Origin of the sequence: Dorea sp. Marseille-P4042 (assembly GCF_900290215.1) — a bacterium.
GTDB lineage: Bacteria > Bacillota > Clostridia > Lachnospirales > Lachnospiraceae > Dorea > Dorea formicigenerans.
Genome location: NZ_OLMI01000001.1, coordinates 387,799 through 410,166, shown reverse-complemented (window position 1 = coordinate 410,166; position 22,368 = coordinate 387,799). Strand labels below are relative to the sequence as shown.

Annotated in this window: 23 protein-coding genes; 19 read left to right on the top strand and 4 right to left on the bottom strand. The window is 39.1% G+C overall.

Annotated features, from left to right (window positions below; all coding sequences use genetic code 11):
* Positions 1 to 10 precede the first annotated feature (10 nt).
* The 18 genes from C7E02_RS02190 to C7E02_RS02105 all read left to right on the top strand — a co-directional run bounded on the left by C7E02_RS02190 (position 11) and on the right by C7E02_RS02105 (position 18,142).
* Positions 11 to 1,735, top strand: a complete 1,725-nt coding sequence (locus C7E02_RS02190; RefSeq protein ID WP_105308713.1) for an FMN-binding protein — start codon at positions 11 to 13, stop codon at positions 1,733 to 1,735.
* Complete coding sequence (locus C7E02_RS02185) at positions 1,735 to 2,163, top strand: FMN-binding protein (protein WP_005336444.1); 429 nt, start codon at positions 1,735 to 1,737, stop codon at positions 2,161 to 2,163. The genes C7E02_RS02190 and C7E02_RS02185 overlap by 1 nt, the downstream gene beginning before the upstream one ends.
* Positions 2,138 to 3,064, top strand: coding sequence for a 4Fe-4S binding protein (locus C7E02_RS02180; RefSeq protein ID WP_242978721.1), 927 nt, complete (start codon positions 2,138 to 2,140; stop codon positions 3,062 to 3,064). Before C7E02_RS02185 ends, C7E02_RS02180 begins: the two co-directional genes overlap by 26 nt.
* Positions 3,065 to 3,119: 55 nt before the next feature.
* The gene (locus C7E02_RS02175) at positions 3,120 to 3,509 is read left to right on the top strand and encodes a NusG domain II-containing protein (RefSeq protein ID WP_105308712.1); all 390 of its coding nucleotides are present in this window, start codon (positions 3,120 to 3,122) and stop codon (positions 3,507 to 3,509) included.
* Positions 3,510 to 3,537: 28 nt separating this feature from the next.
* Positions 3,538 to 4,038, top strand: a complete 501-nt coding sequence (locus tag C7E02_RS02170) for a Gx transporter family protein (RefSeq protein ID WP_203226942.1) — start codon at positions 3,538 to 3,540, stop codon at positions 4,036 to 4,038.
* A 60-nt stretch (positions 4,039 to 4,098) separates the two neighbouring features.
* Positions 4,099 to 7,905, top strand: a complete 3,807-nt coding sequence (locus C7E02_RS02165) for a penicillin-binding Tp47 domain C-containing protein (RefSeq protein ID WP_105308710.1) — start codon at positions 4,099 to 4,101, stop codon at positions 7,903 to 7,905.
* Between the two features lie 73 nt (positions 7,906 to 7,978).
* Complete coding sequence (locus C7E02_RS02160; protein ID WP_005332670.1) at positions 7,979 to 8,191, top strand: FeoA domain-containing protein; 213 nt, start codon at positions 7,979 to 7,981, stop codon at positions 8,189 to 8,191.
* A 413-nt stretch (positions 8,192 to 8,604) separates the two neighbouring features.
* The gene (gene pflB, locus C7E02_RS02155; protein ID WP_105308709.1) at positions 8,605 to 10,857 is read left to right on the top strand and encodes a formate C-acetyltransferase; all 2,253 of its coding nucleotides are present in this window, start codon (positions 8,605 to 8,607) and stop codon (positions 10,855 to 10,857) included.
* A 133-nt stretch (positions 10,858 to 10,990) separates the two neighbouring features.
* Positions 10,991 to 11,716: a pyruvate formate-lyase-activating protein gene (pflA, locus tag C7E02_RS02150; RefSeq protein ID WP_005336431.1), complete on the top strand. Its 726-nt coding sequence runs from the start codon at positions 10,991 to 10,993 to the stop codon at positions 11,714 to 11,716.
* A gap of 149 nt (positions 11,717 to 11,865) precedes the next feature.
* Complete coding sequence (locus tag C7E02_RS02145; protein ID WP_005336429.1) at positions 11,866 to 12,144, top strand: YabP/YqfC family sporulation protein; 279 nt, start codon at positions 11,866 to 11,868, stop codon at positions 12,142 to 12,144.
* Between the two features lie 17 nt (positions 12,145 to 12,161).
* Positions 12,162 to 13,436, top strand: coding sequence for a sporulation protein YqfD (locus C7E02_RS02140; protein ID WP_105308708.1), 1,275 nt, complete (start codon positions 12,162 to 12,164; stop codon positions 13,434 to 13,436).
* A 5-nt stretch (positions 13,437 to 13,441) separates the two neighbouring features.
* Complete coding sequence (locus C7E02_RS02135) at positions 13,442 to 14,446, top strand: PhoH family protein (RefSeq protein ID WP_105308707.1); 1,005 nt, start codon at positions 13,442 to 13,444, stop codon at positions 14,444 to 14,446.
* Positions 14,443 to 14,937, top strand: coding sequence for an rRNA maturation RNase YbeY (gene ybeY / locus C7E02_RS02130; RefSeq protein WP_005332677.1), 495 nt, complete (start codon positions 14,443 to 14,445; stop codon positions 14,935 to 14,937). Before C7E02_RS02135 ends, ybeY begins: the two co-directional genes overlap by 4 nt.
* Before the next feature lie 13 nt (positions 14,938 to 14,950).
* A complete protein-coding gene (locus C7E02_RS02125; protein WP_105308706.1) occupies positions 14,951 to 16,612 on the top strand; it encodes a putative polysaccharide biosynthesis protein in 1,662 nt (553 codons plus the stop codon).
* 83 nt (positions 16,613 to 16,695) lie between these two features.
* Positions 16,696 to 17,073, top strand: coding sequence for a hypothetical protein (locus tag C7E02_RS02120; RefSeq protein WP_005332679.1), 378 nt, complete (start codon positions 16,696 to 16,698; stop codon positions 17,071 to 17,073).
* 130 nt (positions 17,074 to 17,203) lie between these two features.
* Positions 17,204 to 17,425, top strand: a complete 222-nt coding sequence (locus C7E02_RS02115; protein ID WP_005336417.1) for a DUF896 domain-containing protein — start codon at positions 17,204 to 17,206, stop codon at positions 17,423 to 17,425.
* Positions 17,403 to 17,957, top strand: coding sequence for a 5-formyltetrahydrofolate cyclo-ligase (locus C7E02_RS02110; protein WP_005336416.1), 555 nt, complete (start codon positions 17,403 to 17,405; stop codon positions 17,955 to 17,957). The genes C7E02_RS02115 and C7E02_RS02110 overlap by 23 nt, the downstream gene beginning before the upstream one ends.
* 8 nt (positions 17,958 to 17,965) lie before the next feature.
* Positions 17,966 to 18,142 carry a DUF4250 domain-containing protein gene (locus C7E02_RS02105; protein ID WP_005332682.1) on the top strand — a complete coding sequence of 59 codons (177 nt, stop codon included), beginning with the start codon at positions 17,966 to 17,968 and terminating at the stop codon, positions 18,140 to 18,142.
* A gap of 210 nt (positions 18,143 to 18,352) precedes the next feature.
* Here the strand turns inward: C7E02_RS02105 and C7E02_RS02095 are convergent, their stop codons facing one another.
* The 4 genes from C7E02_RS02095 to C7E02_RS02080 all read right to left on the bottom strand — a co-directional run bounded on the left by C7E02_RS02095 (position 18,353) and on the right by C7E02_RS02080 (position 21,956).
* On the bottom strand, positions 18,353 to 20,062 hold the full coding sequence (locus C7E02_RS02095; RefSeq protein ID WP_158682970.1) for a recombinase family protein: 1,710 nt from the start codon (positions 20,060 to 20,062) through the stop codon (positions 18,353 to 18,355).
* A 167-nt stretch (positions 20,063 to 20,229) separates the two neighbouring features.
* A complete protein-coding gene (locus C7E02_RS02090) occupies positions 20,230 to 20,847 on the bottom strand; it encodes a DUF5067 domain-containing protein (RefSeq protein ID WP_105308703.1) in 618 nt (205 codons plus the stop codon).
* Between the two features lie 62 nt (positions 20,848 to 20,909).
* Positions 20,910 to 21,446, bottom strand: a complete 537-nt coding sequence (locus tag C7E02_RS02085; protein WP_330406717.1) for a hypothetical protein — start codon at positions 21,444 to 21,446, stop codon at positions 20,910 to 20,912.
* Between the two features lie 21 nt (positions 21,447 to 21,467).
* Positions 21,468 to 21,956, bottom strand: coding sequence for a helix-turn-helix domain-containing protein (locus C7E02_RS02080; protein ID WP_105308702.1), 489 nt, complete (start codon positions 21,954 to 21,956; stop codon positions 21,468 to 21,470).
* Positions 21,957 to 22,129: 173 nt separating this feature from the next.
* Between C7E02_RS02080 and C7E02_RS02075 the strand changes: the two genes are divergently transcribed.
* Positions 22,130 to 22,348, top strand: a complete 219-nt coding sequence (locus C7E02_RS02075; RefSeq protein WP_105308701.1) for a phage repressor protein — start codon at positions 22,130 to 22,132, stop codon at positions 22,346 to 22,348.
* The last annotated feature ends 20 nt before the right edge of the window (positions 22,349 to 22,368 follow it).

Genomic DNA, 22,368 nt, shown 5'->3' with positions numbered 1-22,368 from the left:
GGGAATGATTATGGAAAAAGAAAAAATCCTGAAGAAAATAAAAGAATATGCTCCGGCTGCTTCTATTGTACTGGTAGCTGCCTGTGTTGGAACTACACTTGGAAACTACTCACCTCCGACTTATGAAGTTCAGGCGAAGGAAACAGTAAATGAAGAACAGGCTGGTCAGACAAATGATGAAGCTGAGACAGTAAAAGGCTCTTTTAATCTACCGGACGGCGTATACAAAGGAACCGGAACCGGTTACGCAGGAGAGATTACAGTCGCAGTTCAGATTCAGAATAAAGAAATCGTGTCCATTGACATATTGAGTTTCTCTGATGATGCAGCATTTTTTAACCGAGCGAAAGCTGTGATTGACCGGATTATTGAAAAGCAATCTCTGGATGTGGATGTTGTTTCGGGCGCCACATATAGCTCGAATGGAATTATAAGTGCTGTAAAAAATGCGCTGACCGGAGAAGAAGACAGCGGTGAAACCGGGCAATCTCAATCCGGCAATCAGGCAGCAGAAGGAAGTTCGAAAACAGTAGAAGCAGTAACGGATGCGGCCGCATATAAGGACGGAGCTTATTACGGAACTGGAACCGGATTTGGTGGAACACTGAAAGTAAAAGTGACCATTTCCGGTGGAAAGATTAATGCAATTGAAATCGTAGAAACAAAAGACGGCAGTGAGTACATAAAAAAAGCTGCCGTGCTTCTGGATAAGATCATAGCCGGGCAGACAACCAATGTTGACACAGTATCTGGCGCGACCTACAGCTCATCCGGATTGATTCAAGCAGTGAGAGATGCGCTAAAGCAGGCTGCAATCGACCTGGCAGATACATCATCAAACTTAGATACCGACAGCACGACGGATAACAATACCGAAGGAATCACAGGTACGATTCCGTATAACGAAGGGATTTATTATGGATCTGCCGAAGGCTACAATGGCGATGTGAAGGTTGCAGTTGTAATACAGAATCACACTATAAAGGCGATTCTTGTAACGGAGAAAAATGATGATGCAGATTTCTTTAACCGTGCAATGACAGTTGTTAAAAATATTATGAAGCAGCAGAGCACAGATGTAGACATTGTATCTGGTGCAACTTACAGTTCCAACGGCTTGATCGGTGCCGTGAAAAATGCCCTGAAAGAGGCAGAAAAAGTCACAAACGGTGAAACCGCAGATACAAAACCGGATACTACTGCATTAGAAAAAGCACTGGAGGAAGCAGAAGCACTTCAGGAAGAGCAATATACAGAAAGTACATGGGCTGTCCTTACGGTTCGTATCCAGGATGCTAAAGCAGTGCTGGCATCTGAGCCGGATCAGACAACAGTTGATCAGGCATTTCAAAATCTGAAACAGGCTATACGTCTTCTGGAGAAGAAAGATGGGAAAGAAGACGAAGGCATTGTTTATAACAATGGTATTTACGAAGGACGTTCTCTTTGTGTGCCGGATGATGATGCGGATTTTGAACCATATAATCTTACACTAAAGATTACTGTACGAAACGATAAAATTGTCGCAATCACAGATATTCAAGGTGATGGTGCCAGTGATAATCAGTCTTATATTCAGAAAGCTGCTTATGGTAAAAACGGAACGACCGGTGTAGTAGACCAGATTTTGAATTCTGGTGTTGCGGACAACATTGACGTAGTATCTCGCGCGACCTGTTCTTCGAATGCAATTATGGAAGCTTGCAAAAATGCGTTGGAAGGGGCAAAAAAATAATGAAAAATTTTATTATACGAGCTAGTTCACTTGCAGTGATTGTACTGATGCTATTCGGCTACAATGAAGTGTTAAATGTCCGTGCAAAGGATGAACAGATTGCAAAGCTTCAGGCATCACTGGATGAAGACACAGCGAATACTGGACAGTCACAGAATTCTTATACAGATGGTACTTATGAAGGAGAAGGAGCCGGATTTGGTGGATCAATCGATGTAAAAGTAACTATTGAAGATGGTCAGTTGAAAAATATAGAAATTATCAGTGCTGAAAATGAAGACGGAACCTATCTGGAAACTGCAAAAGGTGTCATCTCAAAAATTCTGGATGCCCAGACACCGGAAGTTGACGTAATGAGTGGTGCAACATTCAGCTCAACAGGAATCAAGGATGCAGTCGCAGATGCATTACAAAAGGCAGGAAATTAATGTGAATATATTAGAAAAATATCTGACAGATAGATTTACAATAAAACAAGTAAAAAAAATACATATATGGTTACGGACAGGAATACAACTTTTCTTCTTTTTATTGTTTCCTTCTGCATATACTGCGGCCTTTGCAGGAATTAAGTATATTTTTACCCAGATTGGTGCGGGGGAAATGGTTTCAGTATCATCCTTTGTTACAGTTCTGATCGTCCTCTGTGGTTATACGATTATTTTCGGAAGATTCTTCTGTGGCTTTGCCTGTGCATTTGGCACATTGGGAGATGCAGTACACGCAGGGTATGTCTGGTGCTGCAAAAAGCTTAAGAAAAAACCGGTTGTTCTCAGTCAGATGATAAGTACTCGCTTATCTGTATGCAAATATTTGATATTGCTCATGATTGTGTTGATGTGCTATGCCGGAATTTATTCCAAAGCACAGGGAACAAGCCCGTGGGATGTATTTTCCATGATCCATGCAGGTAATCTGAAACTCGCAAACTATATACCGGGACTGATTATTTTATTACTGATCTTAGTTGGCATGTGTGTACAAGAACGCTTTTTTTGCAGATTTTTATGCCCAATGGGAGCAATCTTTTCCCTGCTTCCGGTACTGCCGATTTTTTCACTTAGAAGAGATCGCAGTTCTTGCATTCCAAAATGCAGTGGATGTACACGGAAATGTCCTTCAGATATACAGCTCCCGGATAATGACTCCTGGGAAATCAGCGCTGATTGTTTTCAATGTCAGAAATGTATGGATGTCTGCCCGAAAAGTAATGTACATTGTGCTGTAAATGACCACTTCAGAAAGATAACTCTACGCGGAAACGAAATTATATTTACTGTACTCAGGGCATTATTGTTACTCGGCATATTTATCTTGCTTGGAATCTAGAGAATTATTTGATGATTTATTCTGACACTATGAAGAATCCATCTGGAGAAGAAAAATGAAAATAACTGTAAACAGAAAAAAAGATTTTATACTCATTATCAGTGTATTACTTCTTGCCGTAGCGCTTTTGGGAATCCAGAAAGCATATGGAAACAGTGGGAATACAGTAACGGTCACGGTGAATCATAAAATATATGGCACCTTTAGCCTCGATCAGGACAAGACCATACAGATTAAAAATGAATACGGAATGAATATAGTCCGGATTCAGAATCATGAAGTCTGGATGGAAGAGGCTGACTGTCCGGACGGCTACTGTATGGAGCAGGGACATATCAGCCATAGTCACCAGACTCTGGTCTGCCTGCCACACAAACTGGTCGTAGAAATATCGAATGATTCTGAAAATGAGACATCTGAGGAAATCGATATTGTATCAAATTAATCTTTCAACGAAATGGGGTGAAAAGAGAATGACAAGAAGTCAAAAAATATCTTACTGTGCAGTCTTTACAGCACTTGCGATGATATTCAGCTATGTTGAAGCGAGTTTGCCGATTAATTTCGGAGTGCCCGGAATGAAACTGGGACTTGCGAATCTGGTGATCGTAGCGGGATTATATTATCTGAATGAAAAAGATGTATTAATTATTTCCGTGACCCGTATTTTACTGATGGGGCTGTTATTTGGAAATGGCATGTCCTTAATCTACAGTCTTACCGGTGGAATGCTCAGCTATCTGATTATGATATTAATGAAAGAGAAAACAAACTTATCTGTATTAGTGATAAGTATCAGTGGTGGAATTACACACAATATCGGCCAGTTAATAGCGGCTTCACTTGTAGTAAGTAATTTCCATATCTTTTATTACTTCCCGGCACTTCTGATTGCCGGAACCATTACAGGCTTATTGATTGGAATTGTATCTGAACGAATATTGAAAATCCTGAAGCCTAATTTTTTTGATTAATGGTTAGATGTTTCTAACTATTAATAAATTTTATCAATAACTAATTTTAAGGAGGAGACAATGAAGAAGAAAAATGTCGAGACCAAAGTAATTACTATTATGATGGCTGCTTCCATGGCAGCAAGTATCTGCCCTGCAGTACCTGCACTTGCTGTTACAAAGAATCAAGTGGCTGCAGACGGAACCTACACAAAAACAGCACACGTTACAAAAACAGAAGAGGATGTCGATGATAATTGGAATGAATATGATGTTGAGGTCACTTTATCTGTAGAAGATGGTAAGCTGAAAGATATTTCTGTATCACCGAAAAACGGATATGATTCTGGAAATGATTCATATTTCAACAAGGCTTATAACAAGTCGAAAGGAATTAAAACAAAATTAGCAGGCACAGACGCAACAGAAGATTCCATTAACAGCTGGGATACTGTATCTGGTGCAACCAGAACTTCTAAGGCAATTAAAGAAGCTGCGTTAGAAGCCATCCAGTCAGCTCCTGAGGCGAGCGTAGCAGTGACTGTGGACACAACATCCCTGGAAGCATTTATTAAAAGTGCCGAGGCATTAACTGAAAGTGACTATACAGCAGATTCCTGGAGTGCATTAAAAACAGCACTTGCATCTGCAAAAACAGCACTTTCTGAAAAGAAATCCCAGGATGCTGTGGATAAAGCTGCTTCTGATTTGAATACTGCGATTCAGGGACTGAAAAAAGCTGAAGTTACAACAGAAAGTTATGTTCTTATGAACATTCCCTATGCTGCATTTTATGAGTCAGACGGAGTAACAAGCGTTGATAGTGTATCTTCCGCAACATTAAACAAAACAAGAAATTCAAATCTTGCAGCTGGTTCTTATCACGTTGATCCGAATGGAAGCGACATTACAGGTATTACATTCCCGGTTAAAATCAGTAATCTGGAGGCTCTGAAAAATTATACTCAGATTACCGATAAAAGCTCTGTTTCTATTACTGTAACGAATAAAGGAAAGACAAGTACAACAGAGTATAAAGGAAAAGATGCTTTGTTTGAAAGTGCCTCCTATTCTTATTATATTTTATCTGAAGCCCCATCTTATTACAAAGAGGCAACCGTAAATGCAGATGGAACATTGTCATTTAGTGAAGTGAAAGGTGCTTCTAAGACAACACTGAATGATGTAAAGTCTGAATTCACTACAAATACAAAGTATGGAGATTATCAATTGAATTTCGATAATCTGCCAGATTCTATGAAAACAGTTTTTGGTGTTGTGATCAGCACAAAAGAAGGTGGAAACTATGGCCTTCGCCAGGTAGAAAATATCTGGAGAAACTCTGAACTTGCATGGAGTACTGGCTTTGTGACAACAACACATGGATGCACACTTTCCTATGAGCCGTACAAAGCTATGATGGGACAGACCATTAACAAAGTTACTTATTATACAGATGCCGGTATCTATGAACTTCCAATGGATCAGAAAGTGCCAGTAAAATTTGATGGTGAAGTTTCAGCTGCTGATGCTTCTATAGATGTGGAAAATATTCAAAGTTCTGTTACAGTTACGAATCTTCCAGAGGATTTTCAGGAGGAATATGAATTAACAGATTCAGACAAAACGGTTGTTGCTAAAGATTCTTATACTGTAAATGTGACAACTGATGCAAAAGGAAATGTTACAAGAACACTTGTTTTTAACAGTAAGCCTAAAAAGGGAAGATATACACTTACATTAAAAGATAAATCCGGAAAATATGCCGATATCTCTACTACATTTAATATGTATACAGAAGCTGTTCCGGTTCAGTATAATGAAAAGAACGATGCACCGGCATTAGAGAAAACAGATGCTGCATCCGATGAAGATTTTAAGACTTATCTGAAATCAATTAAGTCTGTAACTGTGAATGGAACGTCCTATGCAGCAAGTGGAAGAAGAGCTGTGAAACTAATCAATGAAGATGGTTCCTTAGACCTTACAAAAGATGCTTTCAAAGATAAAAAACCAGGAGATGCTTTTGCAATCACCGTCGTAGAAGATGGATATAAAGCGTATACATTTACATATCAGGTACCAGTTACAGGCAGTGACTATACTTATGTGTATGCAGGTCTTAGCTGGTCTGAATACTGGGCATCCGAAGGCGTACTAGCTGCCGGAAGTACTGAATCTTCCGAAGAGCTGGATTCCCGTGGAGAAGCAGATAAGGGAGCTTTTGACGTTGTAACAAGAGCAACTACAAATCACGGACTGCATAGAGGAAGTTTCCAGTGTACAGCTGTGATTGAGACAAAAGATGGAACTACATATAATCTGGCATACTGGAAGGATAAAGACACCTTTGTAACAACAGACGGGCAGGAAGTTGCATTTGCAAATGTGAAAGCAAACATAAAAGATTACAAAGTTACAGGGCTAAAATATGTTCCTGTAAAAGTAAAGACTTCTGATTATGAAGCTTTCAAAGAAAAATATATTATTGTAGAAAAAGATGGCACATTAGCCGGTGGATATGGTGAAGTAAATCTTAAGTCTTATACAGCAGCCGCTGATGTGACAGAAAATACAAATGGTTTGAAAACTGCTACAAAAAATGCGGATGGAACATTCTCATTCAGCGAAAGAGCAAATGGAACCTATTCCGGATTAAAGGACATCCAGTTAAAAACTGCAACAGACCTTGAGCCGACAGTAAAAGAAGGAGATGGAAGCTTCGGAGAATTTCTTCGTGTTGATTTCAATGGAGATTATGGTGACCTTGGCGCTAATATGCAGGCAGTAAAATGGACTTATTATGGAGATGATGCAACTTACACTAATGCTAAAGCAAGCTATGGTACTAAATTTGCTGCTGATAACTGGATGCATAAATCCATGGGAATCCAGCTTGGTCTGACAGATTCCGTCCGCTGCCAGCTCCCGTCAGGAACAGATGGGACCGGTTACTGGAGTCTGACTATATACGCACTTGGATATGAAGACTACACTTATACATTCCAGGTAAGAGAAGAAAATATCGCACAGCCAAAAGCGGCTGATCAGAAAGATATTGATGCATTACAGGCAAAAGTAGACGAAGCGAAAGGATTGAATAAAGTAAATTATACAGCTGACAGCTGGAGTTCTATGGAGACGGAGCTGACAGAATCGGAAGAATTGTTGAAAAAAGATTCTTTATTAAGTGCGGAAGTTAAAACCCAGCTCCAGCATATGACAGATGCACTTGACAGACTTGTACAAAAAGAGGCTGATCTTACAAAATTAAATGAAGCAATCGGAAGAGCAGAAGGTTCCAATTACAATGAAGCAGATTATACAGCTGACAGCTGGAAAGCTTACACAGATGCATTAGCAGCTGCAAAAGCATTAACAACAAGTGAAAATACACTTCTTCAGTCCGATGTAGATGCTGCTATGGATAATCTGAACAAAGCTATCAGTAATCTTACGAAAGCTGAAACACCTGTTGACCCGAATGTAGTTTCTACAACTTCACTTGAAAAAGCAATCAAAGCAGCAGAAGACTTAAAAAAAGCTGACTATACAGCAGACAGTTGGAAAGAACTTCAGAATGCACTTAGCGCTGCAAAAGCTGCATTAAATGAGAAGAAGGATCAGGCAACTGTAGATGCTGCAACAGAAAATCTGAACAAAGCTATCAGTGCACTTGTAAAAGCAGGTTCTGCTAAGGAGAAAAAGACTCCGGCAGCACAGACATCTGAACTGAAGAATACTTCTGGAACTGATACGAAAAAAACAAGTGGAAAAGTTAAGACAGGAGATCCGGCATCTGTATTTGGCTGGCTGACACTGGCAGTATCTTCACTTGGAGCAGGTGGATTTGCACTGAAGAGAAGAAAAAGAAGAGATGATAAATAGTATGCATAGTGTTGCTGTTGACTAACATTTATTTCTCAATCTACAATAAGAAAAAAGCAAAGAAGGTGCGAGTATGCAGGCTTTGTCAACAGCAGCACCCGGTAAAGTATATACCATCAAATGGATGTTCGGCCTCCCCGAGGTTCTGGATATCATCCGTAACTGTCAGATTGAGGAGGGCAGTGAAATCCGAGTCTTTGAAAAGTTCAATGGTGGTCTGATTATCGGGAACAAACACAAAAGAATCGCAATTAGCGATGATGCAGCGGCAAGAATACAGGTTTAAAGTTGTATTTTATGATACTCTTAAAAAAGTATTTGTCGTAAGAAAAAAGAAGTATGAGAATCCATTTAAGGTGTTTCATACTTCTTTTTCTTATATCTGAACAGCATTTTTATCATTTACATATGCAGATATCAGGGAAAAATCTAAATTATGATATCATATATTTTGAGGATAGCCGTATTACTTTTATTTGAATTTGTCAATAGTTTAACAATTATTTCTTGTATAAAATTACATACAAAACACATGAATTGTACTCTCTAAAATGCAATTTCTCAGTGAAATTGCACAAAATCAAGTACAAGCGCTTTTTGATTAATTGTACTCATTTAAATACTTGCAATCGAAAAAAACCGATGCTATACTGTGCCCGTAAAAAGAAATACATATTTAGGAAAAGGAGATGTAAAGATATGGCACAGTACGAACAGTGGGCAGGATTTAAAGGAAGAAACTGGACACATTCTGTAGATGTTAGAAGTTTTATCCAGGATAACTACACTCCATATGAAGGAGATGACTCTTTCCTGGAAGGACCAACTGAAGCAACCAACAAATTGTGGGGAAGACTTCAGGAGCTTCAGAAAGAAGAGCGTGCAAAAGGCGGCGTTCTTGATATGGAAACAGATGTAGTATCCGGACTGACAGCATATGGCCCAGGGTATATCGATGAGAGTATGAAAGACCTTGAGCAGGTTGTAGGTCTTCAGACAGACAAGCCTCTTAAGAGAGCATTCATGCCTTACGGTGGAATTAAGATGGCAGAGCAGGCTTGTACAACTTATGGATATGAGCCAAATCCAAAACTTCATGAAATCTTTACTAAATATCATAAAACACACAATCAGGGAGTTTTCGATATCTATACACCAGAGATGAAAAAAGCTCGTCATAACAAAATCATTACAGGACTTCCAGATACTTACGGACGTGGACGTATCGTTGGTGATTATCGTCGTGTAGCTCTGTATGGAATTGATTTTCTCCTTGAGAAAAAACAGTATGATTTTGAGCGTTACGCAAGACACGGCATGAAAGGTACAGACTTCCGTCTTCGTGAAGAGCTTGCTGATCAGATGAGAGCACTTCGTGATATGAAAGAAATGGCTGCTGCTTACGGTTATGACATTTCACAGCCTGCAAAAGATGCAAAAGAGGCTGTACAGTGGTTATACTTTGGTTATCTTGCGGCAATCAAGACTCAGAACGGTGCTGCTATGAGTGTTGGACGTGTGTCTACTTTCCTTGATATATATATTGATCGTGATATTAAAAACGGTAAGCTTACAGAGAAAGATGCTCAGGAATTGATTGATCATCTTGTAATGAAGTTCCGTATGGTTAAATTCGCAAGGATTCCTTCTTACAACGAACTGTTCTCAGGAGATCCGACATGGGCAACTCTGGAAGTAGCCGGACTTGGACAAGATGGACGTTCTATGGTAACAAAGAATGATTATCGTTTCCTCCATACATTAAAGAACATGGGTCCTTCTCCAGAGCCGAACTTAACAGTTCTTTATTCTTCAAGACTGCCAGAGAACTTCAAGAAATTTGCTGCTCGCATTTCTGTTGAGACAAGTTCTATCCAGTATGAAAATGACGATGTTATGCGTCCGGTATGGGGTGATGACTACAGCATTTGCTGCTGCGTATCTGCCACAGAGACTGGTAAAGAGATGCAGTTCTTCGGAGCTCGTGCAAATCTTGCAAAATGCTTAATGTACGCAATCAACGGTGGTGTTGATGAGAAGACAAAAGCACAGGTTGGACCAAACTATCAGCCAATCACATCTGAGTACCTTGACATCGATGAAGTACTTGCTAAATATGACGAGATGATGGAGTGGTTGTCCAAGTTGTATGTTGATACACTGAACATGATCCACTACATGCATGATAAATATTACTATGAAGCAGCGCAGATGTCCCTCATCGATACAGATGTAAAACGTTCATTCGCTACAGGTATCGCAGGATTCTCACATGTAGTAGATTCCTTAAGCGCTATCAAATACGCAAAGGTTAAACCAATCCGTGACGAGGACGGAATTGCCGTTGACTTTGAAATTGAGGGAGACTTCCCAAGATATGGTAATGATGATGACCGTGCAGATGACATTGCAATCTGGCTTCTGAAGAAATTTATGCACAAATTAAGCAAATGCCATACTTACAGAGAGTCTACACCGACAACATCTATCCTTACAATTACATCAAACGTTGTATATGGTAAGGCTACAGGATCTCTTCCAGATGGAAGAAAAGCAGGAGAGCCATTATCTCCAGGAGCTAACCCATCATACGGTGCAGAAAAAGCAGGACTCCTTGCTTCCTTGAACTCTGTTGCTAAGCTTCCATATGAACTTGCATTAGATGGAATTTCTAATACACAGACAATCAGCCCAGGAGCACTTGGACACAATGATGAAGAGAGAAGTGTAAATCTTGCACACGTATTAGATGGATACTTTGATCAGGGAGCTCATCATCTGAATGTCAATGTATTTGGCACAGAGAAACTGATCGATGCTATGGAGCATCCAGAGAAACCAGAGTACGCAAACTTTACAATCCGTGTATCTGGATACGCTGTAAAATTTATCGACCTGACTCGCGAGCAGCAGTTAGATGTAATTTCCAGAACATGCCATAAAGAAATGTAATTTTCACACATATAAGACCTCGTGTTTGACAATGCTCTTCGCGGGGTCTTATAATTAATTATGTAAATTTTCAAAATAATAAACCATTATTGAAAATACATTTTTAAAAATATATAGATAGGAGATTGTTATTATGGAAGGATACATTCATTCTACAGAAAGTTTTGGTTCTGTAGATGGACCAGGAGTTCGCTTTGTCATTTTTACTGCAGGATGTCCCATGCGTTGTCAGTTCTGTCATAACCCGGATACATGGAATATGAAAGCGGGTACACTGACTTCTACGGATGACCTGATCAAAAAAGCCCTCAGATATCGTTCTTACTGGGGGGATGAAGGTGGCATTACTGTCAGTGGTGGTGAACCGCTTCTTCAAATTGATTTTCTGACTGAACTTTTTAAAAAAGCAAAGGAAAATGGAATTCATACAACACTAGATACAAGTGGTAATCCTTTCACAAGAGAAGAACCTTTCTTTAGCAAATTTAATGAATTAATGCAATATACAGATCTCATTTTGCTTGACATCAAACACATTGATGAAAAGGAGCATATACGTCTGACAGGGCATACGAATAAAAACATCTTAGATCTGGCAACTTATCTGTCTGATATGAAGAAGCCTGTCTGGATCAGACATGTTCTTGTTCCTAAGCGCAGCGACAAAGATGAATATCTGGACAGACTGCATGAATTCATTCTGACTCTTCATAATGTAGAACGCGTAGAAGTTCTACCATATCATACACTTGGTGCATACAAATGGAAAGAACTTGGTATGGAGTATCCATTAGAAGGAATTGATCCTCCGACTGCTGAGCGTGTAGAGAATGCCAGAAAACGTCTTGGAGCATTTTAAATAATACCAATTTATAATTTGATAAAAGAAACATATAGCTTATGATATTTTAAAGCTGTGTGTTTCTTTTTTACTTCAGTAATGAAAGACATACCTTCATTCATACATTATTACAAACGATATTTTCATAAACTGAAAAATGGAGTTTTATGAGTATAGATTTGGAAAATAGCAAAAGAAAAGCTGCCAAAGCATCCAAATTTCCAGAAGATGTTGTTCTTGGAATGCCTAATGTTGAAATTCTGGGACATTCTGAAATGCGAATTGAAAATTATCGGGGACTGATTGAATATACAGATCAACTCGTTAGAGTTCAGACAAAAATCGGTCAGATACGAATTACCGGAAATCACCTTCAAGTTGATTCTTATACAAATGATGATATGAAAATTACGGGGAAAATTCAGAATATTGAATATCAGACATAAGGTGGAGGATTCATTCATTGCTTTTAAAAATATATCAATATATTCGCGGATATGTAAGAATCCGGATTACCGGTCATCGTATGGAACGTTTTATTAACGCATGCAATTACCGAAAAATAAAAATCTGGGATTTATCAGCCAGCGATGGCTCTTACGAAATGGATCTATGGGTAAAAGATTTCAAAAAGCTGCGTCACATTTCTCATAAAACTTCCACAAAAATTACGATTGTAAAAAAATATGGACTTCCTTTTTATCTGTTTGACCATCGAAGACGCAAGCTTTTCTTTGCTGGCATATTTGCTGCCACCGTTTTGCTATTGATAATGTCTGGTTATATCTGGGATATTGAAATCCTTGGCACACATACACAGACCGAAGAAGTCATAAGAACATTTCTAAAGGAGAATCATGTGAATACCGGCATACGGCGCGGAAACATTGATTGCGACCGTATTGTAAAAGATATTCGGAAAGGATTTGACGACATCATCTGGGTATCTGCATCTATAGAGGGAACCAGACTGATCATTCAAATCAAAGAAAACGAAGATGCTAAAATAGATAATAAAACAGATATAAAAGAGGATATATATCCAAATTCTGATGCTGGGACGGACCTTGTTTCAGATTGCACAGGGACTATTGTACGCATTATCACTCGAAAAGGTATTCCTATGGTGCGGGAGGGAACATCTGTAAATCCCGGTGATATTCTTGTTTCCGGTCAGATTCCTATTCTTAATGATGCAAAAGAGATCACAGGATATGAGTCCTGTCATTCAGATGCTGATATTTTCATCCAGACTCAGATTCATTACGAGAATACTTTGCCCAGAAAATACGTAAAAAAAACAAGTGTAAAGTTCCCCCGTTTGTTCTATCTGTATTTTCGCATTGGTAAATATCGTCTGTCACCATTTTTCATCTGGTCTCCGTATGAACATTATTCAAAAAGCACAATGGAGTCACGGCTGAAACTTCTAGATCATTTTTATCTGCCGGTATATATCGGCGTTGTAGGTCTGACCCCTTATAAACCTGTTATGAAAAAATATACAGATCAACAGCTTCAAGACAAATTGAACAGATATTTCTTAAGATATTGTGAAGATTTAGATAAAAAGGGGGTAGAAATTATTCAGAATGATGTTAAAATAGACACAGGGTCAAAAGAGGGAGCTATATCTGGTACACTGACCATCATCTGCAATACCGGACAGTCCCGACAATCTGAGATTCCGCAGCTTCCGAATGATCCGGAAGAACAAATTGAACAATTAGGAGAATAAGATATATGGGAATTATGGAAACTGTTCTTGAAATCCCGGCTGAGCATGAAGCAAATGTATTCGGTCAATTTGATGCTTTTGCAAAAAAGATTGAGCGCTCCCTTCATGTGACACTGATTTCCAGAGATGGTATTGTCAAGATCATGGGGGACAGCAATGCTGTAGAGCGCGCAAGAAATGTACTCTCACAGCTTCTTGAATTATCCCGTCGAGGTAACACGATTTCAGAACAAAATGTGAATTATACGCTGGCACTTGTCATGGAAGACAGTGAAGATAATGTCTTGGAAATTGATAAAGATATTATCTGTCACACCTTACAGGGGAAGCCGATAAAACCAAAGACACTTGGGCAAAAACAGTATGTAGATGAAATTCGGGAAAAAATGATTGTCTTTGGACTAGGTCCTGCCGGGACAGGAAAGACATACCTGGCCATGGCTATGGCAATCACTGCATTTAAAAATAATGAAGTTGGAAGAATCATTCTGACAAGGCCTGCCATTGAGGCGGGAGAAAAGCTTGGATTTCTTCCGGGAGATCTGCAAAGCAAGATCGATCCTTATCTGCGTCCGCTTTATGATGCTCTTTATCAGATTATGGGAGCAGAAAGCTTTTTAAAAAATTCTGAAAAAGGGCTGATTGAAGTTGCACCACTTGCATACATGCGTGGACGTACATTAGACAATGCATTTATCATTCTGGACGAGGCTCAGAATACAACTCCGGCGCAGATGAAGATGTTTTTAACAAGAATTGGATTTGGCTCAAAAGTTGTAATTACCGGTGATGAGACACAAAAGGATTTGCCAGGTGGTCAGACTTCCGGACTTGATGTAGCTGTCCGTGTTGTCGGCAAGATCAATGACATTGGAGTATGCCGTCTTACAAGCAAAGATGTTGTCCGCCATCCGCTTGTCCAGAAAATTGTAAAAGCTTACGAAGAGTACGAGACAAAGACACAGAACAAATCAAGAAATCGCAGCCGAGAGAAAAGGAGAAAATCATGACATTATTTTATGAAGAAGAAGGAGCATTAAAGCTCCCTTTTGATTGCCAGGCGCTTGCCCGTGAAGTCATAAATGGCGCATTGGAATATATTCATTGTCCATATGAAGTTCAGGTCAATCTCTTACTCACTATGAACGATGAGATTCATGAGATGAACCGGGATTTCCGTAACATTGATCGTGCAACAGATGTACTTTCTTTCCCGATGCTGGAATATGAAACTCCGGGAGACTTCTCTCATTTTGAAAGCGAAGAAGACTGCTTCGATCCGGAGACAGGTGAGCTTCTGCTTGGAGATATTGTGATTTCCAAAGAAAAAGTTATCGCACAGGCTGAAGAATACGGTCATTCCGTCAAACGTGAATACGCTTTCCTGATTGCACACTCGGTCCTTCATCTTTCCGGTTATGATCATATGGAAGAAGAGGAACGTATTGAAATGGAGACTCTTCAGCGTGAAATTTTAAATGAGCTAAATATATTACGTTAACATGGAGTAAATTATGAGTAAAAACAAAAGTGAAACCGGGAAGAACTTTCTCGTTCAGGGTTCCATTCTGGCTATAGCCGGAGTCATAACTAAAATTATCGGAGCAGTGTACCGAATTCCCCTCGTAAATATACTGGGTGATAAAGGTATGGGCTACTACGGAGTCGCATTTCAGATTTACGCGATCGCACTTACACTGACTTCTTACAGTCTGCCCCTTGCAGTATCCAAGCTTGTCTCTGCAAGACTTGCAACAGGACAATATAAAAATGCATATCGCGTCTTTCGGGGTGCCATGACATTTGCAATTGCAGCAGGCGGTATCGTCGGTGCCATCATATTCTTTGGCGCTGATTTTATCGCATCGAATCTGATGGCAATGAAAATGAGTGCGTTAGCTTTGCGAGTACTGGCTCCGTGCATTCTGATCGTGGCAATTCTTGGTGTATTCCGTGGATTTTTCCAGGGAAATGGATCCATGGTTCCGACGGCTGTTTCCCAGATCATCGAACAGATTGTCAATGCAGTTGTCAGCGTAGTCGGTGCTTACATGCTCCTTACGGTTGGTAAAGAAGTTGCTGCCCAGAAAAATAATGATTCTTATGGTGCGGCTTATGCAGCATCTGGCGGTACACTAGGTACAGTAATGGGAGCACTTGCTGCGTTATTATTTTTATTTTTCTTATTTTTAGCTTTCCGGAAGAAATTCCGCCGTCAGATGGAGCGTGATCGTAGAAATAAAACTGAAAGTTATAAGAGAGTTTTTAAAGTGCTTCTGTTAACGATTGCACCTGTTATTTTAAGTGCAACGGTCTACAATCTTTGTGGTGTTGTAGATAATGCTATGTTTGGGACAATTATGTCTATTCAGGGGCATAAAGAAAGCGAATATGCCGCCCTTCTTGGTATTGTAACCGGAAAATACGATACACTGATGAATGTGCCTCTTGCGATTTCCAGTGCCTTTGGATCTTCCTTGATTCCAAGCATTGTTCTTACTGCAAAGACTGGAAACCGCAGACAGGTTCATGAAAAGATTGATATTTTTACGCGTTTTAATATGATTATTGCGATTCCATGTGCAGCCGGATTTATCGTACTGGCAAAACCACTTCTAGATTTATTATTCTTTACAGAGAATAATACTCTTGGCGGTGTATTATTACAGATGGGAGCAATCTCTGTTGTATTTTACAATCTTTCTACTGTAACGAATGCAGTGCTTCAGGGACTCGATAATATGATGGTACCGGTAAAGAGTGCCGCCATCTCTCTTGTTATACATATCATCTCCCTGTTCCTTATGATGGTTGTTTTCAAATGGGGCATTTATGCAGTTGTTTTGAGCAAGATTGTTTTTTCTCTTTCTACCTGTATTTTAAATGCACACGCATTGAGAGAACGAATCGGATATGTTCAGGAGCAGAAGAAAACATTTGTCATACCGGCAATTGCATCGATCATTATGGGGATTGTTACACTTGTTGTACATTTGTTATTTGAATTGTTCGTAGGAACAAGAATTGCAACTATCATTGCATTGTGTGTTGCTGTTGCAGTTTACGGCGTTGCGCTTGTACTTCTTGGAGGTGTAACAGAAAAAGAGCTATCTTCCATGCCAAAGGGACCAATGTTAGTCAAAATATGCAAGAAAGCTCATTTATTCCGTTCCTAGGCTGTTCTTAATGCTGCATGACACGGATCATGAATAGAAGTAAATAATAAAGTCAATACTGTACTTAAAAAGGAGATATTTCCATGAAAAGTAAGTACAGTATTGGCTTTTTAAGTTGTTGTGCATGCCTGATCATTGCCATGACATTTGCATATCAGTTCAGTTATCAAAAAGCAAAGGCGAGAGCTGAAAAACTAAAAATAGAAGAGCAGCAGACCATGGAAAATGAAGATTCATCTTCTGTCACGACCGGCAGCAAGGCTTCCAAAAATGACTGCTATTATCTGATGGAAGTGAACGGATACATTGTTGTGTATTTCAGCGATAAGAAAACACCTTATGAGTATACAGACATTCATTATGATGAACTTCCAGAACTTTTAAGACAGGAAATCAGAAATGGAAAGTACATTGAAAGTACCGCTGAGCTTTATGGCTTTCTCGAAAATTATTCCAGTTAATGTATACAACAGAAATATCGTAAATATACAACGAATGTACAAATGTATCGTTGATTTTTCTGTAGACTTCTTGTTCCGGATAGTGTAAGATAAATAGATGACGTCTTTATTAAGAAAGGAACGAAAGCACATGGACGAAAGCAAAATTGCCCGTATTAATGAACTCTATCACAAATCCAAAGAGGTCGGATTAAGCGATGCAGAATTAAAAGAACAGCTTATCTTAAGAAAAGAATATATTGACAGCGTCCGCCGTAATCTTAGGGGACAGCTTGACAACATTTCTGTCAAAGAGGCAGATGGAAGTATTACGAATCTAGGTGAAAAATATGGAAACAAAAAAGTCCATTAGGCAGATTATCCGTAAGCAACGCAAAGAACTGGATCCTATGATCTGGCAGTCACAGACGGCTGAAATCTGTCGCAAGACATGCGAACTGGATATATTCCGGGAAGCAACAGATATTTATTGTTATATAGATTTTGGAGGGGAAGTGGGGACTCGGCCACTTATGCTGGAAGCCTGGAAACTCGGAAAAACTGTCTGGGTTCCGAAAGTTCACGGAGAAACAATGGATTTTTATGAAATTACTTCTTTTGATGAATTAAAACCTGGTGCTTATGGTATTCTCGAGCCCGATGCCGGAATACCTGCATCGGCAGACGACGGACTTATGATCATGCCAGGAGTTGCCTTTGATACAAACCGCAATCGTGTCGGCTATGGAGGCGGTTATTATGACCGATATCTGGAGTCACATCCTCAGCTTCATACACTGGCACTGGCTTTTGATATGCAAGTCTTATTTGAAGTCCCGGCAGAGGAACAAGATATTAAGCCACAGCTTCTTGTGACAGAAACAAACATTTATCAGGAAGGATAATATTATATATGGAATTACCAAAAGATCCAGTCATGCTTCTTAGCGTGATCAATACAGAACTCAGAGATAAATATCCATCGCTGGACGCACTATGCGAAGACCGCGAAATCACGAAAACATCTATTACAGATACGTTGAAAGGGATTGATTATGAATACGATAACATCAGGAATCAATTTGTCTGATCCTGCACCGCATAAGGAACCGGAAAGACAATATTATTTCATAGAAAAAGCGAAAGAATACGTAAGAAAAGAAGCAGAAGAAGCAGGAAGGCCGATGACTTTCTGCGTCACAACCTTTGGGTGTCAGATGCACTCGGTAATAAAGAATTTAATCTGTATGGCGTCATAATCAAGACCCCCCCCCGTAAACTCGTGATTACGGGGGTGTTTTTATTTGTAGAGCAATGTGTGAGAAAGTCCATTGACGAATACAATTTCTACAATCTTGCGTTCTCTGACTACGATATGGTCAATTACAGAATTCATGAATTGTTTTAAGGATTCCTCATCAAGCGTGGCAAGTTCTTTGTAGTCAACAAATTCTCCACTGTTTATTTTATGCATCAACAGAAATTCAGATGCAGATTTGATGAATGCAACTTGATCCACATTGGTTGCTATCGGAGCGCTTAAGCCTTTAATTTCATTTTCAATCTTTACTCTGTCAGCTTCTAATGACGATTTCATTTCAAGAAATTCCTTTTCGTCCATTCCATCATCACTAAAGAGATATACTTTTTTCAACCGCTCCAAAGCGCGATTTACTTTCTGCAACTTTTCATTTAACTCAGATTGCTTGGAATCGGCACTGGTCTGTTGTTCTTTGGATAACGTTTCGGCAGACCATAGAGCGCTCTTAGACATGCTATAACCGGATATCAACTCTAATGTCTCTTGTAAACTGTCAGTCGAAATCCCGGCTATATTTGAGAAGCTGATATGGGAGAGCAGTACTTGTTCTAATGATTCAGTATCTTTTATGAATTTTCGATTTTTAGATGCATCAACCATAGCAGCGATATAATTAATCATGAACGGACCTATCTTCACATCACTGACGTTTAAGTTGTCGCAATGGTTCTTTTGATACTTTCCAGTACATGCGTAAGAGGATGGTCTGAACCCACTTCCTTTACGGCGGTCTTTTGCTGTTACTTGGTAGTTGACTCCACATTTTCCACAGACAATTAATCCGGCAAACACGTTGCAGTTTTTACGAATTGTATGCATAGAGGATGTATTTAGTTTTAAAGTATTTTCATCCATGCGTTTGTTAACTAGTTCCCATATTCTAGGTTCTACCAATGGTGGAAATGCATTTTCAATGAAAACAACTTCTTCATTTGATTTTTTGCGTCCCCTAGCGCTTTCTCTGTAATTATACCGGTATGCACCTTTATTTATTGGATTTCTCAAGAAGTCAGCAACAGTTTTGGACGTCCATTCGCCACCACGCTTGGTTGGAATGTTATGTGCGTTATTGTAATCTCGAATTGAAACCGTTGAGCCTCCGTTTAGATACATTTCATACATATCAATGGCATATTGAGCTTCTTTCTTGGAATGCACTGGACATTGTTTTTCTTCATCCCAATCCCAGCCATACGGAACACGCGCGCCATTCCATTGTCTGTTCTGTGCCCGTCCTATCATAACGTCTGTCACACGCTCTGATGTCAGTTTTCGCTCAAGTTCTGCAAATACTAGGATAATCTTAAGGATAGCTTCGCCAATTGCGCTAGAGGTATCAAATTGCTCGTTCAGCGAAATAAAGGTTACGTTATTGTATTTGAAATCATCATACATGAGAGAGAAGTCCACAAGGTTTCGTGAGATTCGGTCAATCTTGTACACGATCACATGAGAGACTTGTCCTGACTTTACTTTTCCCATCATTCGTTCAAATGCCGGACGCTTTGTATTCTTACCGGACTTTCCTGCATCTTCGAATATTTCTATGCGATTCTTGTCAATGTGCAGTACATGTTCGCAATAGGCTTTCAGTTCTTTCTTCTGGAATGGGAGAGAGTCTTTATCTACTTGGTATCCTGTTGATACACGGACGTAGAGCGCTACGATTTTCTCATTTTGTTCTGCCATAAACATCATTCCTCCTTAAAAATGAGTATAAAAATAACAGCCAGCAAAGAACATTCGTTCTGCTTGCGTGACTGCCTGGAAGATGATAAACTAAATTTGCGGGATTTGGTATTATCTTCCAGATAGTGCCAATTGGCTCCGGTGTTGGTAGCATCGGGGCTTTTTAATTATTGGATATTAATTTCTTGTTGTTGCATTTGCTGTTTTGTCATATCTTGATTAAAAGCATTGGCATCATTAACTCTTATTTTTACCGGTGATGTCCAATCGGTTAATTCTAATATCTGAGCTACTTTTACGGTGCTACCACTAGGAATCTGATTAACAATGTTATCTATACATTCGTCAATTTCGTCGTTGTAAATATTGTAAGAATATAAATTAATTACTTCATCGTTTTGAAGCGCGATAAAATTGAAGAAAGATGATACTGAACATTCTTCTGATGAATTATTGGTGAAATCAAAATAAACAAGTAAAATCTGTTCTCCAGTATCTTTTGTGTATTTTTCAATGTGATCATATGCGATAGTCTTATCTTCGTAAGTCATATTAATTTTATCTACAATAGTATATCCAAGCTCTTTTCCCTCTTCATCACCATATTTCTCCATCCATTCAGCTTGCGATAATTCATCATCCGATTTTTCTTCTTTTGATGTATCTTTATTTGAATCTGTAGCAGATTTGTTCGTTTTCACGGATTTATCAGTAGATTCGCCACAAGCAGTTACATTGACTGCCATCACTGCAATTAACATCATTGCTACAATTTTTCTTTTCATAGGTTTGTCCCCCCTTTATTTAACTTTCCATGTATGTCCGCAATTCTGACAAACAGCTACGGTCATATTACTAATTCACATTTATTGATTGAAATCTGTGGCATTTCCACAACAGCAAGTTCTTCGACAAATTCACAAGAGTAGTCTGTTTTTATAACAGTTAAATGTGGAATGAAATAGATATAATATCCGCAGTATCTCTTAAACACGCCGTATTTATCACGATAGCACTGGATACATTCAACAAGCTGCCCCTCAGTTACTTGCAAATACTCTGCAATTTCATAGCTATTCTTGCATCCATGTTCGTATGCTTTAATTAAACCTCCGAGACCAATCCTTGCATTATAGCCCCAAAATCTAGCCTGCCGTTCTTGCTTTCTACTATTGGAATCTTCCTGATCTATAATATTTCCAACAGTAGTATGATGATGCCCCAACTCTTCGGCGAGAGCATCCGCTTTTTGTATGGTTGAAATATCGTTTCTGATAGCAATCCGATTTCCTTTTATTCTTCCATCACTGGACTTTAGTGGGAATTCCTTTACAATCAATCCCTCTTTACGAGCTTTCTCTACTAATTCTTCATATGGATTCATTGCGTCACCTCCCGGAAAAAATTAGCTCCAGTTGTCGTCATTATCCATGATATCATCATCATGTTTTTTCATTTCATCTGTTGGCTCAATGTCAGTACGGTCATGCGCTGCGACTGTCATAAGTTCTTCTTCCATTTCCTGAGTGTAAAGAATTGACTTCATATACTGAATAACTTTAGATCTATTAGTAGGAGACAGCAGACGAAACTTACATACTAAATCAATTTCTTCCTTATTAGGTTCTGATATCACATATGTTTCTTGAGCTTGAGCTTTGATTGTATCTACACCAGTAAATAAATCAGCTGGATTTTTCCATCCCATTAAGTCAGCTGGCGTTGTCTCTAGCACTTTTGCAAGAGGTTCCAATACAGTTATAGGAAGTTCTTTAATATCATCATTTTCATATCTATATACGGTCGCCCTATTTTTGCCGAGCTTTGTAGCAACTTCATCTACGCTTAAATTTAATTCAAGTCTTCTATTCTTTATCCTTTCACCTATTGTCATTAAGTTCACCCCTTTCTGCATTTTATTATAATTGATTATTCGCAAATATGCAACTACAAATACCGAAACGCAAAGAAAAATCGCATACCATGCAAAAAAAGTATTGACATGTGCGATAACGTGATGTAACATACAATTAGTCGCACGGCATGCGATAGTTAGGAGGTGACATAATGGTAAACGTGAATAAACTAAAAGCTAAAATGGTTGAATTAGGTACTAATGTAGATGAGCTTTCAGAAAAAGTTGGCATGGATAGAGCAACGTTTTATCGCAGGCTGTCAACAAATGGACAGACATTTCTTATCAAAGAAGCTGATGCTATTGTTCGAGAACTTAATTTAACAAAAGACGAAACCAATGAAATTTTTTTTAGTCAATTTGTCGCATGATATGCAACAAACGAAAGGCA